This window comes from Streptomyces sp. CNP082 (assembly GCF_059570535.1).
The window spans coordinates 1-16,199 of the sequence record NZ_JCANSZ010000068.1; the positions used below are offsets into that span (position 1 = coordinate 1).

The window sequence follows — 16,199 nt, forward strand, 5'->3', positions numbered from 1 at the left end:
GGCCCTGCCGGGTGCGAGCACGGAGGGGGCGGCTGCCTAATGCTGTTGTCAAGCTGTGAGGTGGAGAGGCGGCCGGGCTTGGTAGGGGTGGCGGTCGCGCAGGATTGCGTGGAGGACGTTGACTTTTCGGCGGGCCAGGGCGGTCAGGGCTTGGTGATGGCGTTTGCCCTCGGCTCGTTTGCGGTCGTCGAAGGTCCGCGAGGCCGGATCGCGCTGGATGGAGCAGAGCGTTGCCTGGCAGAAGATCCGCTTGAGGGCCTTGTCGCTGCCGGTGGCGCTGCGCGAGTGGCGGACTTTCCCGGACTGGGAGAGCGCAGGCGCCAGGCCGGCCGCGGCGGCGAGCGCGTCACCGCTGGCGAAGCGGTGGATATCGCCGACGAGGGCGGGGAACTCGGCGGTCAGTGTGGCCCTCATCCCCGGCAGGCTGCGGATGAGGGCCCCGTCAGGGTGGATGCCGGCCAGTCCTTCGGTCTCGGCCTCCAGGGTGGTGAGCCGGTCCTTGCCGGCGAGGAGTTCACCGGCGAGTTCCCGGATGAGCATCGCGGTGCGGCGCTCGCCGACGACGGCGGTGCGCTGAGCGTTCGCCGAACAGGCCGCGGCCTGGGCCAGGGTTTGGGCAAGGGGCTGTCTGACACCGCGTTTGCGCAGGCAGTCGGCGATACGGCTGGGTCCGGCCCGGCGGATCTGGGCCTAGGTGACGTAGTGGCCGAGCAGGATCAGGGCCGACTTGCGGGTCGGGTCTGTGGCCCGTTCCAGCCCGGGATGGATGCCGGTGAGCAGGTCACGCAGCCGGGCGGTGCAGGCGGTTGCGTCCNTGACCAGTGTGGTGCGGTTGCTGACCAGCAGCCGCAGTTCCACGGCGGTCTCTTCCGGCAGCTCGACAGTGCGCAGGTCGTCACGGAGCATGACCTGTTCGGCGATGACCTTCGCGTCGCGGGGGCCGGACTTGTTCTCTCCGCCCCGGGAGCCGCGGCGGGCCCGGTTGACGGCCAGGCCGGGCACGTGGACGCAAGCCAAGCCCTCGGCCAGCAGCATGGCCGTCAGCAGGCCGGCGATACCGCCGAGGATGTCCAGGCCCGTCTTCACCATGCCGTGCCCGGCCTGGACGGCGCGGAGTTCACCGACCGCCTGGTCGACGGCGGCGGGGTCGTTGTCGACCCGGTGGCTGAGCAGGAGCCGGCCACGGCCGTCGGTGACAGCGGGCCAGTGGAACTCCTTGGCGATGTCGAATCCTGCGGTGGCGGTCACGGGGGTGCTCCTCTCGCTGTGCGACGTACGGCGCGACTCCTTCCGCCTGTCCTCGCCCTCCACAGCGATGATCCGCAGCGCCTGATCAGCAGTCCGGAACAAGTGGCGGGGCAGGGGGATCAGCCGCCTGAGCCATCGAGGGCAGCCAGCATGAAAGCCATCCCTGCCCCACCCGCGCAGTCCCAGAGTCGCGAACTCCCGGGACCCACTCAAGAAGGTAGGACCGCATGAGAAGCACGGGACAGGCTGCGGAGTGGCCGGTCACGGGGCCGGAGCGGACCGAGCCGGGGTGCGGCCGAGGCACGGGTGGCGGCCGGGGCACGGGTGGCGGCCGGGGCACGGGTGGCGGCCGGGGAGCGGCGGCATCTGCCGCGTCCCGTACGGACCGTGGGGGCGGCGTCCAGCCTGGTCGGTGGCCTGGGTTGACGCCTGCCGCTGCCGGGACGGACGCGGACAAGGCCGGTGTCCGTGAGGGAGACCCGCAGGAGGCCGTCTCCGGGCGCGTGCGCTCACTGCCCCGCTCCGGCGGCGACGGTCAAGCCCGTGCCGTGTCGGGGCAGTTGGTGGGGGCCGTGCGGCGGCGGCTGGCGGAGAGCGGCGGGGAGCCGACGCCCGCCGGGGTGGCCGCCGCGCTGCGGCGGGAGGGGCGGCTGCTCGGCGACACCGAGGTGCTGGCCATCGTGGGCGCGCTGCGTTCCGAGATGGTCGGCAGCGGGCCGCTGGAGCCGCTGCTGGCCCGGCCGGACGTCACCGACGTGCTGGTCACCGCGCCGGACGAGGTGTGGGTGGACCGGGGGTGCGGCCTGGAGCGGGTCGACGTGCGGTTCGCGGACGCCGATGCCGTACGGCGCCTTGCACAGCGCCTTGCCGCTGTCGCGGGGCGGCGGCTGGACGATGCCCGCCCGTGGGTCGACGCGCGGCTGCCCGACGGCACGCGGCTGCACGCCGTCCTGCCGCCGGTGGCCGTGGGTTCGGCCTGTCTGTCGCTGCGGGTGGTGCGGCGGCGGGCGTTCAGCCTCGCGGAGCTGGCCGCCGCCGGGACGGTGCCGCCCGGTGGCGAGGGGCTGCTGCGCGCACTCCTCGACGCCCGGCTGTCGTTCCTCGTCAGCGGGGGCACGGGCAGTGGCAAGACGACGCTGTTAAGTGCGTTGCTGTCGCTGGTGCGGCGGGACGAGCGGATCGTGCTGGCGGAGGAGTCGGCCGAGCTGCGGCCGGATCACCCCCATGTCGTACGCCTCGAAGCCCGCCCCGCGAACCAGGAGGGGGTCGGGGAGGTGACGCTCCAGGACCTCGTGCGGCAGGCACTGCGGATGCGCCCCGACCGGCTGGTCGTGGGCGAGGTGCGGGGCCGCGAGGTGGCCGATCTCCTGGCCGCCCTGAACACGGGGCACGAAGGCGGCTCGGGCACTGTCCACGCGAACGCGGCGGGTGACGTGCCCGCGCGGCTTGAGGCGCTGGGCGCGGTCGCGGGCCTGGACCGGCCCGCTCTGCACAGCCAGTTGGCGGCGGGGGTCTCCGTGCTGCTGCACCTGGTGCGCGACCGGCGGGGGCGGCGGCGTATCGCGGAGGTGCACGTGCTGCAGCGGGACGGTGCGGGGCTGGTGACGGCGGTGCCCGCGGCGGTGTGGGCGGCCGAAGGGTTCGCGCGGCGGGCCGGGTGGCCGCGGCTGGAGCGGCTGTTGGCGCGGGGCGGGGGAGCGGCGTGAGCGGGGAGGTCACGGCGGTCGCGCCGGCGTGCGGGGCGGCGTTGTGCGCGGGGGCTGCCGTGGTGCTGGCCGGCGGGCGGAGGTCCGGGGTGCGGCGCGCCCGGGCGTTGCTGGGGCCGCCGGGGAGCGCGGTGCGTGCGGGGCCGCGGCGGCGGGTGGCCGCGGTGGTACGGGCGTGGGGCGGGCGGCGCGAGTGGTGGTGCCTGCCGGCCGGGGGCGCGGTGGCGCTGCTGGGGGCGTCCTGGCTGCCGTTGCTCGCGGGCGCGGTGGCGGTGCCCCTCGTCGGCCGGCGGCTGCGCCGCCGGGAGCGCCGTGGTGCGAAGGCCCGCCGGGCGGCGGCCGTGATCGAGCTGTGCGCGGCGGTGGCGGGCGGGCTGCGGGCCGGCCGGCAGCCGGCCCAGGCGCTGCTCGCCGCGGCGCCCGGCGGTCCCGCGGGCGGCCCGGAGGTGCTGGCCGCCGCGCGGTTCGGCGGCGACGTGCCGGGGGCGCTGCGTGCGGCGGCCGGCGCCCCCGGTGCGCAGGGGCTGGCGGGCGTCGCCGCGTGCTGGCAGGTGGCCGCGGGCGGCGGCGCCGGGCTTGCAGACGGGCTGGACCGGGTGGCGGCGGCGCTGCGCGCGCAGCGGGACGAACGGGACGAGCTGCAGGCCCAGTTGGCGGGCCCGCGGGCCACAGCGCTGCTGCTGGCCCTGCTGCCCGGCTTCGGGCTGCTGATGGGCTCGGCACTCGGCGCCGCGCCGCTGCGGGTGCTGCTGCACACGCCGGCGGGGCTGGTCTGCCTGATCGCGGGCGCGCTGCTGGAGTGGGCGGGGCTGGCCTGGGTGGGCCGGATCGTGCGGGGTGCGCATGAGCACTGAGTTCATCCACAGCCTGTGGACAGTGCTTTCGGTCCTGGTCGCCGCGTACTGCGCGGCGGACGCGGCCCTCACGTCCTGGCGCGCACGCGCCTCGCGGCGCCGGCTCCCCACCGTGCTGGGCCCCGTGGCGCCGTCCGTACCCGCGGCGTCGGCCGGGCGGTCCGGCGCCGGGCGGAAACCGGCGGTGGTGCGGCTGCGGGGGACGGCGGTGCGGTGGGGGCCGGGTCTGCTCGCGGGGGCCGCGGTGCTCATCTTCGTCGGCGGGGCGGTCGGCGCGACGGCGGGACTCGCCGCCGCGTACGGCATACGGCGGTGGCAGCACCGAGCCGCCACCGTCGCACGCCGCGACGCCGGCATAGGTACCGGACCGGACCTCGCCCTGGCCGCCGACCTCCTCGCCGCCTGCCTCGCGGCCGGCGCGGGTCCGCGGGAGGCCGCCGCGGAGGTGGGCCGTTCGGTCGGCGGCCCGGTCGGGGAGCGCCTGGCGCAGGGCGCCGCGGAGCTGCAACTCGGCGCGGCCCCGCACGCGGCCTGGGCACCCCTCGCCGAACTCCCGGGCGCGGCGCGGCTGGCCGGCTGGCTGGAGCAGGCGGGGCACACGGGCGTACCGGTGGTCGACGCCGTCTCCCGGCTGGCCGCCGAGTGCCGGGCGGAGGAGACCCGGGCCGCGGCGGCCCGCGCCCGCCGGGCGGGCGTCAAGGTGGCGGGCCCGCTGGGCCTGTGCTTCCTGCCCGCGTTCCTGGCGGTCGGGGTGGCACCGGTGGTGATGGGCCTGGCGGCGCAGTTGCTGGGCGGCAGTCGATGACGCACACGGATTCGGATTCGGATACGGAGACACGGGGGTTGAGATGGCCGGCAGGTTCGCCCGGAGGGTGCGCGCGTGCGCGCGCAGGCTCGGCGGGGACGCGGGGATGACCACGTCCGAGTACGCGGTGGGCACGATCGCGGCGGTCGCGTTCGCGGCGATCTTGTACAAGGTGGTGACGAGCGATGCGGTCAGCGGTGCGCTGCAGGCGGTGGTGGAGCGTGCGCTCGACGTCCCGTTCTGACCCGGGCGGCGCGTGGACCGCCGCGGCGTCGGCGGGAGCGGGGTCCGGCACGCGGGCTGGCCGGACGAGCGGGCACATCGAGAAGGGCGGGCTCATCCGGCCGCCGCCGCGCGGCGACGCGGGGTTCGTCACCGCGGAGGCGGCGGTGGCGGTGCCGGCGCTGGTGTTCTTCGCTCTCGGGCTGGTCTGGGCGTTGATGGCCGCCGCCGCGCAGATCCAGTGCGTGGACGCCGCCCGTGCGGGCGCGCGGGCCGCGGCTCGGGGCGAGCCCGCCGCCGGCGTCCGCGGGGCCGCCCTCGCGGCGGCTCCCCGCGGAGCGGACGTGGCGGTGGCGCGGAGCGGTGATCTGGTGCGCGTACGGGTGCTGGCGGCGGCCCCGGGGCCGGGGGCGCTCTCGCTCGACCTCGGAGGGGAGGCGGTCGCCCTTGCGGAGGAGGCCGTTCGATGACCGGGGCGGGGCGACGGTGTGGTCGGCGCTGGCGTGCTTCGCGCTCTGCGCGGTGTTCGCCGCGGCGCTGGGCCTGGGGCAGGCGGTGCACGCCCGCCACCGCGCCGGCGGGGCCGCCGACCTGGCCGCGCTGGCGGCGGCGGACCGGGCGCTGCTCGGCGAGGCGGCGGCCTGCGCCGCGGCCCGCCGGGTGGCGGCGGCGCAGGGCGCCCGGCTGCTGCGGTGCGCCGTGTCCGGGGAGATCGCGGACGTCGTGGCCTCGGCCCGTACCGGCCGCTTCACTGCCGAAGTCCGCTCCCGCGCCGGCCCGCCGTCCGGCGGGGCACCCGTCGCGCCTGCCGGTGGTCCGGGCGGCCGGGGCCACCCCGTCTCCTCCGGTGGCGCGCCCGGCCGCGGTGGTTCGGCGCTGGACCGTGGTGATCCCCGTCCGTCGGCGGCGGCCCCACGCCTTCGGCGACTCGCCGCCCGCCGCGTGACAGCGCGCCCGCTCCCCGGGGTTGCGGTAGAGCGCGCTCCAGCCTTCAGACTCCAGCTTCAGATCCCAGCCTTCATGGGCAGACACAGGAAGGATTCCGCATGAAGTACCGCACGATCGGTGCCGATCCGCAGACCCGGCGCGAGGTCAGCGTGCTCAGCCTCGGGGCCATGCTGTTCGGCTCCCGGACCGACGAGGAGACCTCGACCGCGATCCTCGACCGCTACGTCGAGGCCGGCGGCACCTTCGTCGACACCTCCGACAACTACGCGTTCTGGGAGGACGGTTCGCAGGGCGGCCAGAGCGAGAGCCTGCTCGGGCGGTGGCGGCGCAGCCGGGGGATCGGGGACGAGGTGGTCATCGCGACCAAGCTCGGCGCCCGGCCGCTCGCTCCCGGCACCTCGTACGTCGACAACCCCGAGGGCCTCTCGGCGCGGGTGATCCGGCAGTCCGCGGAAGAGAGCCGGCGGCGGCTCGGGGTGGAGAAGCTGGACGTCCTCTACGCGCACATCGACGACATGACCGTGCCGCAGGAGGAGACCGTCGAGGCGTTCGGCGCGCTGGTGGCGGAGGGCTCCGTCGGGCTGCTGGGCGTGAGCAACCAGTGGGTCTGGCGCGTGGAGCGGGCCCGCGCCCACGCCGCGGCGTCCGGCCTCGCCGGGTACGAACTGCTCCAGTACCACCACACCTACCTTCGCCGGCGCACCGACCGCCCCAGCGAACTCGACCCGGACGGCTCGCCGGGCGGCGTGGACGGGGCGATGCTCAGCTACCTGCGCCACCACCCCGGGCTCACGCTCGTCGCGTACTCGCCGCTGCTCGCCGGCGGCTACGTCCGCGCGGACAAGCCGCTCGGGTCTGAGCTGGACCACCCGGGAACGCCGGCGCGGCTCGAGGCGCTGCGGGCGGTGGCGCAGGAGGCCGGGGCGACGGTCAACCAGGTGGTGCTGTCCTGGCTGATGGGCGGGGAGGTGCCGGTGATACCCCTGGTAGGTGCTTCGTCGGTGGCGCAACTGGACGAGAGCCTGGCGGCGGTGGACCTGGAGCTGACGGCGGACCAGCGGGCCCGTCTCGACGCCGCGGGCTGAGCTTCGCCGCGGCCCGTCAGCCCTCGTCTGCCGACTCCGACTCCGACTCCGACTCCGCCTCCGTCTCCGGCGCCGTCCCCGTCCCCGTTCCCGTCTCCGGTTCTGCCTCTGGTTCTTCCTCCGGTTCTGCCTGCGTCAGCAGCGTCGTCAGCAGGCGCAGCGCCGCCGCCTTGTCCAGCGGGTCGTTGCCGTTGCCGCACTTCGGGGACTGGACGCAGGACGGGCAGCCGGTGTCGCACTCGCAGGCGGCGATCGCCGAGCGGGTTGCGCCGAGCCAGTCGCGGGCGACGCCGAAGGCGCGTTCGGCGAAGCCCGCGCCGCCGGGATGGCCGTCGTAGACGAAGACCGTCGGCAGCAGGGTGTCGCCGTGCAGGGGTACGGAGACGCCGCCGACGTCCCAGCGGTCGCACGTGGCGAAGAGCGGCAGCATGCCGATGGCGGCGTGCTCCGCCGCGTGCAGGGCGCCGCCCAACTGCTCCTGGGCGATGTCCGCCGAGTCCAGCTGGTCGTCGGTGACGGTCCACCACACGGCGCGGGTGCGCAGTGTCCGCGGCGGCAGGTCGAGCTTCGTCTCGCCCATGATCTCGCCGGTGATCAGCCGGCGGCGCAGGAAGGAGACCACGTGGTTGGTGACTTCGACCGACCCGAAGCACAGCCGGGCATCCCCCCACGGGATCTCCCGCTCGGTCTCCAGCACGGAGACGGAGGTCGTGTCGCGGGCGACGGTGGTGTACGGGGGGTCGGCGCGTTCCACGAGTGCCACGTTGTCCTCGAGGTCCAGGGTGCGGACCACGTAGGTGCGGCCCTGGTGGAGGTGGACGGCGCCCTCGTGGACGGTGGCGTGGGAGGCCGCGGCGTCCACGGTGCCGAGCAGGCGGCCGGTGCCGTCCTCGACGACGTCGACGGGCCGGCCGCCCCCGCCGCGGATGTCGGTGAGGTCGCAGGCGCGTTCCCGCCGGGTCCAGTGCCAGGCGGCTGCCGGACCGGCGGCGCCGCGGCGGCGCAGCAGCCCCCGGTCGGCGAGCTGCGGCAGCAGTCCGGCGGCCCCGGCGCCGAAGCACGCGGTGTCGCCGGTGAAGTCGGCCTCGGTCAGCGGCAGTTCTGCGGCGGCGGCGCACAGGTGCGGGGCGAGCACGTACGGGTTGTCCGGGTCCAGCACCGTGGACTCCACCGGGCGGTCGAAGAGCGCCTCCGGATGGTGCACCAGGTACGTGTCCAGCGGGTCGTCCCGGGCGACCAGCACCGCCAGCGCGCCCTGCCCGGACCGGCCCGCGCGCCCGGCCTGCTGCCAGAGCGAGGCCCGGGTGCCGGGGTAGCCGGCGATCAGCACGGCGTCGAGCCCCGACACGTCCACGCCCAGCTCCAGCGCGGACGTCGCGGCCAGCCCCAGCAGCTCGCCGGACTGCAGCGCCGCCTCCAGGGCCCGCCGCTCGTCCGCCAGATAGCCGCCGCGGTAGGCGGCGACCCGGTCCGCCAGCGCCCGGTCGACGGCCGCCAGCCGGTCCTGGGCGATCATCGCCACCAGCTCCGCGCCGCGCCGGGAGCGGACGAAGGCGACGGTGCGTACGTCCGCGACCGCCAGGTCCGTCAGCAGCTCCGCGCACTCCGCCGTGGCCGTGCGCCGCACCGGCGCGCCCTGCTCGCCGTGCAGCTCCGTCAGCGGCGGCTCCCACAGGGCGAACGCGACCTCCCCGCGCGGCGACGCGTCGTCGGTGACCTCCGTCACGGCCAGCCCCGTCAGCCGCTCCGCCGACCGCCCCGGCTCGGCGGCCGTGGCGGAGGCGAGGAGGAACACCGGTTCCGCGCCGTAGCGGGCGCAGAGCCGGCGCAGCCGCCGTACGACCTGGGCGACGTGGGAGCCGAAGACGCCGCGGTAGGTGTGGCACTCGTCGATGACCACGTAGCGCAGGGCGCGCAGGAAGGAGGACCAGCGGGAGTGGGCCGGGAGTATGCCGCGGTGCAGCATGTCGGGGTTGGTGAGGACGAGGTTGGCGTAGAGGCGCACCCACTCGCGCTCCTCGGTGGGCGTGTCCCCGTCGTAGACGGCCGGGCGCACGGCCTTGCCGAGCGGGGCGGCCAGCGCCTTGACCGCGCGCAACTGGTCGGCGGCCAGGGCCTTCGTCGGCGCCACGTACAGGGCCGTCGCGCCCCGCCCGTTGGGGGCCTCGGAGCCGTCGAGCGCCGCGCTGAGCACGGGGGCCAGATACGCCAGCGACTTGCCCGACGCCGTGCCCGTGGCGGCGATCACCGACTCGCCCGCGAGCGCGTGTGCCGCCATCCGCGCCTGGTGCGCCCACGGCCGCCCGATCCCCGCGGCCTCGATGGCGCCGACCACCTCCGGCCGGATGCCCGCAGGCCAATCGGCATGGCGCCCGCCACGCGGGGGCAGGTGCTCCGTATGGGTGATGCGAGCGGCGCGGTCCTCCCGGGCGGCGAGCCGGCGCAGCGCGGTGCGGGGCGTGACATGCGCCGGACCGTCCGCGGTGCCGTCGGCCGCCGCGCGGTCCGCCGTGCCGGGCAGTGCGCCGTCCGGCGGTCCGGCCGGTGTGACGTGCGGTGCGCCGGGCCGCGTGCCGGGCCGGTGCCCCGGCCGGGTGCCGTCGGCCGCCGGGGCTGCCCCCGGCTCGTTCGCGTCCCTCCACTCGTGCGCGTCCATCGGCACGAGTGTGTCACCGATGCGACGGACAATGCCCCCAAGGCGTCGTGCACGCCCGGGGGTAAGTGATTGAATGCCATGGCGGATGCCGATCCGTCTCCGGCCGGACGGCGGGGGACGCCCGGGGCAGCCGCTCGCTGAAAGGTGCTGGAGGATCCGTGGACCTGTCTCTGTCGACGCGTACCGTGGGCGACCGCACGGTCGTCGAAGTCGGTGGCGAGATTGATGTGTATACCGCCCCCAAGCTGCGCGAGCAGTTGGTCGAGCTGGTCAACGACGGCAGCTACCACCTGGTCGTCGACATGGAGCGGGTCGACTTCCTCGACTCCACCGGTCTGGGCGTCCTCGTCGGCGGACTGAAGCGGGTCCGGGCCCACGAGGGCTCCCTGCGGCTGGTCTGCAACCAGGAGCGCATTCTCAAAATCTTCCGTATCACGGGCCTGACCAAGGTGTTCCCCATCCACACGTCGGTCGACGAAGCCGTCGCCGCCAAGGACTGACAGGACGCCGCACAGGGCGGAGGGACCGGGCCGCGCGCCGGGTCCCTCTGCGGTTGGCTCCGGTACGGATGCTTCCCGTGGCGATGCGGGATGGCGTGGGATGACGTGAAGGGGATGGCATGCCCACCGTTGAATTGCGCTTCAGTGCCCTTCCCGAGCACGTCCGCACGGCGCGCCTGGTGGCGGCGGCGGTCGCGCGCCGGGCCGGTGTGGACGAAGCGGTGCTCGACGAGGTGCGCCTTGCCGTCGGCGAAGCCTGTCTGCGCGCCGTCGGGCTGCACCAGCACAACGGGCTCCCGGGTCCGGTACGGGTGGTGCTGACCGAGGAGGAGAAGAAGTTCTCCATCGAGGTCGGCGACGACGCGCCGGCGGCCCCCAGTCACGTACCCGCGGCCCGCAGCACCGCCGAGACCCACCCGGACCCGGACGGCGACGGGAACGCGAGCGGTCTGATCGGCGGCGAATCCGGCATAGACGACGAAATGGGCCTCGCGGTCATCAGCGGTCTGGTCGACGACGTCGAGGTGACCGCGAGCGAGTCCGGCGGGACGATCCGGATGAGCTGGCCGGCCGCCCCCGCCGCGGCCGGCTCCTGACGCGCGTACGGCCCGTCTGGCGGCCGTACGGCGGGCCTGAGGGCCCGCAGGGTGATCTGAGGGCCGCGGGGCGGCCTGAGGGTCCGTAGGGCCGGCTGGCGCGCGTACGGCGCTCTGATCCGCGTGCGGCCGATCTGAGACGCCCCCTCACCGGCTCCGCACCCCCTGCGACGGGCTGACCGCCCGTACGCCAGCCCCTCCCCGCCCCTGGCCGGGCCGCCGCCGGACCGCAGCGTTTCCCTCCGGCCAGTCCCGTAAACCCCCTTCTTCCTGCGGCTTCCCTCAGTCCGCGCTGCTCGACTCCGGCCCGCCGCCGATCCACCCGCCGCCACCGACCCCCCACCCCGCCCCGGCCCTCGCCCAACCCATCCCTTGACCCGGGCATTTCAAGATCAAGGGCCTTCTGAACAGCGCATTCTCCGGGCTCGGAGATCATTTTCCGGTCATTGTCCCGCCGTTCCCGCATCCCTCTTTCGAGCGAATTGGCGGGGCTTCCTCACCGCGTTGATCGTCGTCGGAGCGGAATTCCCCCGGGGACGCTCTGTTTTGATCTAGTTCCGCTCCCTACAATCCGTCCACAACTTGCAGCTCAGGACGCCTGAGCGCTGCGGCCGCCCAAACCCCGACCGCCGAAACCCGCAGTCGGGGCTGCCGCGCGCCCATGTGCCGTACGTCAAGGAGGACGAATGGCGGGGCATTTCACCCCACTACAGCAGGACCACCTACTGGCCGTGGAACTCACCAGCGGCAACCGTGCCATCGTGGCGATCATCGCCGTGGTCGCGGTCGCCGCACTCGCGGTCGCCGTGGTGCTGCTCCGTCAGGTACTCGCCGCCGGCGAGGGCACGGACAATATGAAGAAGATCGCGGCGGCGGTGCAGGAAGGCGCGAACGCCTATCTGGCCCGCCAGTTGCGCACGATCGGCATGTTCGCCGTCGTGGTGTTCTTCCTGCTCTTCCTGCTGCCGGCCGACGACTGGTCGGAGCGGGCCGGACGCTCGATCTTCTTCCTGGTGGGCGCCGCCTTCTCGGCCGCGACCGGGTACATCGGCATGTGGCTCGCGGTCCGCAGCAACGTGCGGGTGGCCGCCGCCGCGCGCGCCGCCACGCCGCGCGAGGGCGAGCCAGCCAAGGACCTCACCGCGGTGAGCCACGAGGCGACCAAGCTCGCGTTCCGCACCGGCGGCGTCGTCGGCATGTTCACCGTCGGCCTCGGCCTGCTCGGCGCCTGCTGCGTCGTGCTCGTCTACGCGGCCGACGCACCCAAGGTGCTGGAGGGCTTCGGCCTCGGTGCCGCGCTGATCGCGATGTTCATGAGGGTCGGCGGCGGCATCTTCACCAAGGCCGCCGACGTCGGCGCCGACCTCGTCGGCAAGGTCGAGCAGGGCATCCCGGAGGACGACCCGCGCAACGCCGCCACCATCGCCGACAACGTCGGCGACAACGTCGGCGACTGCGCCGGCATGGCGGCCGACCTCTTCGAGTCGTACGCCGTCACCCTGGTCGCCGCGCTCATCCTGGGCAAGGTCGCCCTGGGTGACGCCGGCCTCGCCTTCCCGCTGATCGTCCCCGCGATCGGCGTCGTCACCGCCATGATCGGCGTGTTCGTCGTCGCGCCGAAGGCCAGCGACCGCAGCGGCATGACCGCCATCAACCGCGGCTTCTTCATCTCCGCGGTGATCTCCCTGGTGATGGTCGCCATCGCCGTCTTCGCGTACCTCCCCTCGTCGTACGCGGACCTCGACGGCGTCGGCGCCGGCATCGCCGAGCACGACGGCAACCCGCAGGTGCTCGCGCTCGTCGCGGTCGCCATCGGCATCGTGCTCGCGGCGGTCATCCAGCAGCTCACCGGCTACTTCACGGAGACCAACCGCCGTCCCGTACGGGACATCGGCAAGACCTCCCTGACCGGCCCGGCCACCGTGGTGCTCTCCGGCATCTCCATCGGCCTGGAGTCCGCCGTCTACACCGCGGTCCTCATCGGCCTCAGCGTCTACGGCGCGTTCCTGCTCGGCGGTACGTCCGTCATGCTGGCGCTCTTCGCGGTCGCCCTGGCCGGCACCGGCCTGCTGACCACCGTCGGCGTCATCGTCGCGATGGACACCTTCGGCCCGGTCTCCGACAACGCCCAGGGCATCGCCGAGATGTCCGGGGACGTCGAGGGCGACGGCGCCCAGGTCCTCACCAACCTGGACGCGGTCGGCAACACGACCAAGGCCATCACCAAGGGCATCGCCATCGCCACCGCGGTCCTCGCGGCGGCGGCGCTCTTCGGCTCGTACCGCGACGCGGTCAACGAGGCGGTCGCCGACGCGAGCAACGTCGGCGACCCGCTGGGCCTCAGCCTGGACATCGGGCAGCCGAACAACCTCGTCGGACTCATCCTCGGCGCCGCGGTGGTCTTCCTCTTCTCCGGCCTGGCGATCAACGCGGTCTCGCGCTCCGCGGGCGCGGTGGTCTTCGAGGTGCGCCGGCAGTTCCGCGAGCACCCGGGGATCATGGACTACTCGGAGGAGCCGGAGTACGGCAAGGTCGTCGACATCTGCACCCGGGACGCGCTGCGCGAGCTGCGTACGCCGGGTCTGCTCGCCGTCATGGCGCCGATCGCGGTCGGCTTCACGCTCGGCGTCGGCGCGCTGGCCTCGTTCCTCGCCGGCGCCATCGGCGCGGGCGTGCTGATGGCGGTCTTCCTGGCCAACTCGGGCGGCGCCTGGGACAACGCCAAGAAGCTCGTCGAGGACGGCCACCACGGCGGCAAGGGCAGCGAGGCCCACGCCGCCACGGTGATCGGCGACACGGTCGGCGACCCGTTCAAGGACACCGCGGGCCCGGCGATCAACCCGCTGCTGAAGGTGATGAACCTGGTGGCGCTGCTGATCGCGCCGGCGGTGGTGAAGTTCTCGTACGGCGACGACTCCAACGTCGGCGTACGGATCGTCATCGCGGTCGCGGCCATCGCGGTCATCACCGGCGCCGTCTACATCTCCAAGCGCCGCGGCATCTCGGTCGGTGACGAGGAGTCGGAGACCACGGCGTCCGCGGCGTCGTCGCCGACGTCCTCGGGCGACCCTGCGGTGGTCAATAGCTGAGACAGCTGAGACAGCGCTGCGCCACCGCACCCCGCCGGCCGAGAGGCCGGCGGGGTGCGGTGTGTAACGGGGGGTCACTGTGCCCGCTGTTGCTGCTGTGACTGTCGTGGCAAATGGTGCATGACGCGGCGTGCGGCCCTGACGATTCGTCGTACCGCCGGGGGACCGGTGTATGTTCCGGGTGTCTCAGTCTCGAAGGGATGATCCGGTGAACAAGAAGCTTGCCGCCGCCCTGGCCGGCGCCGCCGTCACACTCCTTGCGGCGACCGGCTGCAGCGAGGACAACAGCGCGGAGGTCCAGGAGTGGGCGGGCTCGCTCTGCGACCGGATCCAGCCCGAGTTGCAGAAGCGGGATCAGGCCAATCTCGCCATCAGCGAGGCGACGACGGAGAAGGACCCGCAGAAGGTGCAGGAGGCGGACGCCCAGGCGTTCGGCGAGATCTCCGAGGCGTACGCGGCCATGAGCAAGGCGGTGAACAAGGTGGGCGCGCCGCCGGTCGACGACGGCAAGAACACCCACGGCGGGGCCGTGACCGAGCTGGAGCAGGTGGCCGCGGCCTACGCGGACCTGCAGAAGCAGGTCGAGGACCTGGACACCAAGGACCAGGCGGCGTTCGCGGAGGGCCTGCGGGAGCTGGCGGGCGAGGCGGACAAGATCAGCAAGAGCGGTGACGAGGCGCTGAACAAGCTCCAGGCGGGCGAGGTCGGCGAGGCGCTGGCCGAGCAGCAGGGCTGCCAGAAGCCGAAGGCGAAGCCGTCGCAGAAGGCGTAGGCGCCCGCGGCGGGCCGGGCGGTGCGGGCGCGGTGGCGGCAGCACAATGGTGCCCGTGAGCGCGACCGACGACCCTTCTCGCCCTGACCTTTCCCGACCCGACTTCCCCTTCCCCGACCGTGCCGCCGGGCTGCGTGCGGCGCTGCTGGCGGCGGGCTTCACCGCCGACGGCCTGCTGGACCTCCTGGGCGCCCCCGCGTACGCGGCCCTCGCCCGCGGCGAGACCGTCCCCGCCGAGCGGGCGACCCGGTGGCCGCCGGGCGGCACGCCGCCGCCCCTCGCCACCCTGATCCGCCTCTTCCTCCTCCAGCACGCGGTCCCCTGGGCGCACGCCGCGGAGGTGCTGCCGCTGCCCGCGTGCCTGGAGGACGGCTGGGTGCGGGAGGACGGTGAGGCGGTACGGGCCGTGGTCGACGTCCGGCCGTACAGCGGGCCGGCGGGGCAGGACTGGTGGATCGTCTCGGATCTCGGCTGCGCGGTGGGCGGTGCGGCGGGGGCCCGCAGGGCCGGCGGTGCGTACGGCGCCGGGGGTTCCGGTGCGTACGGCGCCGATCTCGTCCTCGGCGTCGGCGGCGCCTCGACCACGCTTGCCGGGCTCACCGTGCCCCTCGACGGCGGGCGCGTGCTCGACGTCGGCACCGGCTCCGGGATCCAGGCGCTGCACGCGGGCGCCCGCGCCGACGCCGTCACGGCCACCGACGTCAACCCCCGCGCCCTCGACTGCGCCCGGCTCACGCTCGCCCTCTCCGGCGCGCCCGCCGCGGACCTGCGCGCCGGGTCGCTCTTCGAGCCGGTGGCCGGCGAGCGGTACGACCTGATCGTCTCCAACCCGCCCTTCGTCATCTCGCCCGCCGCCCGGCTGACGTACCGCGACGGCGGCATGGCCGGCGACGAGCTGTGCCGCACCCTCGTCGGCGAGGCCGCCGGCCACCTCGCCGAGGGCGGCTACTGCCAGCTCCTGGCCAACTGGCAGCACGTCGAGGACGAGGACTGGCGCGAGCGCGTCGCCGGCTGGGTGCCGCCCGGCTGCGACGCCTGGATCGTGCAGCGGGAGGTGCAGGACGTCACGCAGTACGCGGAGCTGTGGCTGCGCGACGCGGGCGACCACGCCGACGCCACCGACCCGGCCGCCTACGCCGCCCACTACGACGACTGGCTCGACGCCTTCGCCGCCACCCGCACCCGGGCCGTCGGCTTCGGCTGGATCACCCTGCGCCGTACGGGCGCGGCCGACCCCGCGGTCACCGTCGAGGACTGGCCGCACGCCGTCGAGCAGCCGCTCGGCGAGGCCGTGGTGGAGCACTTCGCGCGGCAGGACTTCCTGCGCCGTACGGACGACGCGGCGCTGCTCGCGACGGTGTTCCGGCTCGCGGACGACGTGGTGCAGGAGCAGGTGGGGCGGCCGGGGGAGGAGGACCCGGAACACGTGGTGCTGCGGCGGCAGCGGGGGATGCGGCGGGCGATGCGGGCGGACACGGTCGCGGCGGGCTTCGCCGGGGCGTGCGACGGCACACTGCCGGCGGGGGTGATCCTGGACGCCATCGCGCAGGTGCTCCAAGAGGACCCGGCGGTGCTGCGGGAGCGTACGCCGGAGGTGATCCGGCTGCTGGTGGAGCAGGGGTTCCTGGCCCCTGCCTGAGCCCTGGCCTGAGCCCCGGCCGCCCTGAGCCCCGGCTCCGGCTGCCCGAGCCCCGGCTGCCTGAGCCCCGGGTGGCCTG

15 protein-coding genes are annotated in these 16,199 nt (G+C 74.8%); 12 read left to right on the top strand and 3 right to left on the bottom strand.

Annotated features, from left to right (window positions below; all coding sequences use genetic code 11):
- Positions 1 to 48: 48 nt before the first annotated feature.
- Positions 49 to 540 (bottom strand): transposase, encoded by a 492-nt coding sequence (locus tag B124_RS32755; RefSeq protein ID WP_496506656.1) that lies wholly within the window; start codon positions 538 to 540, stop codon positions 49 to 51.
- Positions 541 to 690: 150 nt separating this feature from the next.
- The gene (locus B124_RS32760) at positions 691 to 1,248 is read right to left on the bottom strand and encodes an IS110 family transposase (RefSeq protein WP_496506657.1); all 558 of its coding nucleotides are present in this window, start codon (positions 1,246 to 1,248) and stop codon (positions 691 to 693) included.
- Between the two features lie 560 nt (positions 1,249 to 1,808).
- Here B124_RS32760 and B124_RS32765 point away from each other — a divergent pair.
- The 7 genes from B124_RS32765 (at position 1,809) to B124_RS32795 (ending at position 6,868) form a co-directional block, all read left to right on the top strand.
- The gene (locus B124_RS32765) at positions 1,809 to 2,954 is read left to right on the top strand and encodes a TadA family conjugal transfer-associated ATPase (RefSeq protein WP_496506682.1); all 1,146 of its coding nucleotides are present in this window, start codon (positions 1,809 to 1,811) and stop codon (positions 2,952 to 2,954) included.
- A complete protein-coding gene (locus B124_RS32770) occupies positions 2,951 to 3,808 on the top strand; it encodes a type II secretion system F family protein (protein ID WP_496506658.1) in 858 nt (285 codons plus the stop codon). Before B124_RS32765 ends, B124_RS32770 begins: the two co-directional genes overlap by 4 nt.
- Positions 3,792 to 4,613: a type II secretion system F family protein gene (locus B124_RS32775; RefSeq protein WP_496506659.1), complete on the top strand. Its 822-nt coding sequence runs from the start codon at positions 3,792 to 3,794 to the stop codon at positions 4,611 to 4,613. The genes B124_RS32770 and B124_RS32775 overlap by 17 nt, the downstream gene beginning before the upstream one ends.
- Before the next feature lie 43 nt (positions 4,614 to 4,656).
- Positions 4,657 to 4,857, top strand: coding sequence for a DUF4244 domain-containing protein (locus B124_RS32780; protein WP_496506660.1), 201 nt, complete (start codon positions 4,657 to 4,659; stop codon positions 4,855 to 4,857).
- Positions 4,858 to 4,933: 76 nt separating this feature from the next.
- Positions 4,934 to 5,305 carry a TadE family type IV pilus minor pilin gene (locus B124_RS32785; protein WP_496506683.1) on the top strand — a complete coding sequence of 124 codons (372 nt, stop codon included), beginning with the start codon at positions 4,934 to 4,936 and terminating at the stop codon, positions 5,303 to 5,305.
- Positions 5,283 to 5,885 (top strand): Rv3654c family TadE-like protein, encoded by a 603-nt coding sequence (locus B124_RS32790; RefSeq protein WP_496506661.1) that lies wholly within the window; start codon positions 5,283 to 5,285, stop codon positions 5,883 to 5,885. Before B124_RS32785 ends, B124_RS32790 begins: the two co-directional genes overlap by 23 nt.
- Positions 5,882 to 6,868 carry an aldo/keto reductase gene (locus tag B124_RS32795; protein ID WP_496506662.1) on the top strand — a complete coding sequence of 329 codons (987 nt, stop codon included), beginning with the start codon at positions 5,882 to 5,884 and terminating at the stop codon, positions 6,866 to 6,868. The genes B124_RS32790 and B124_RS32795 overlap by 4 nt, the downstream gene beginning before the upstream one ends.
- A 16-nt stretch (positions 6,869 to 6,884) precedes the next feature.
- Here B124_RS32795 and B124_RS32800 read toward each other — a convergent pair whose 3' ends face one another.
- Positions 6,885 to 9,524, bottom strand: coding sequence for a DEAD/DEAH box helicase (locus B124_RS32800; RefSeq protein ID WP_496506663.1), 2,640 nt, complete (start codon positions 9,522 to 9,524; stop codon positions 6,885 to 6,887).
- A 158-nt stretch (positions 9,525 to 9,682) separates the two neighbouring features.
- Here B124_RS32800 and bldG point away from each other — a divergent pair, with 158 nt between their 5' ends.
- The 5 genes from bldG to B124_RS32825 all read left to right on the top strand — a co-directional run bounded on the left by bldG (position 9,683) and on the right by B124_RS32825 (position 16,120).
- Positions 9,683 to 10,024 (top strand): anti-sigma factor antagonist BldG, encoded by a 342-nt coding sequence (gene bldG, locus B124_RS32805; protein WP_018835875.1) that lies wholly within the window; start codon positions 9,683 to 9,685, stop codon positions 10,022 to 10,024.
- A gap of 119 nt (positions 10,025 to 10,143) precedes the next feature.
- Positions 10,144 to 10,620 (top strand): ATP-binding protein, encoded by a 477-nt coding sequence (locus B124_RS32810; RefSeq protein WP_496506664.1) that lies wholly within the window; start codon positions 10,144 to 10,146, stop codon positions 10,618 to 10,620.
- A gap of 686 nt (positions 10,621 to 11,306) precedes the next feature.
- On the top strand, positions 11,307 to 13,709 hold the full coding sequence (locus tag B124_RS32815; protein WP_496506665.1) for a sodium-translocating pyrophosphatase: 2,403 nt from the start codon (positions 11,307 to 11,309) through the stop codon (positions 13,707 to 13,709).
- Positions 13,710 to 13,917: 208 nt separating this feature from the next.
- Positions 13,918 to 14,481 carry a small secreted protein gene (locus B124_RS32820; protein WP_496506666.1) on the top strand — a complete coding sequence of 188 codons (564 nt, stop codon included), beginning with the start codon at positions 13,918 to 13,920 and terminating at the stop codon, positions 14,479 to 14,481.
- 46 nt (positions 14,482 to 14,527) lie between these two features.
- Entirely contained in the window at positions 14,528 to 16,120 is a 1,593-nt protein-coding gene (locus tag B124_RS32825) for a DUF7059 domain-containing protein (protein WP_496506667.1), read from the top strand.
- The last annotated feature ends 79 nt before the right edge of the window (positions 16,121 to 16,199 follow it).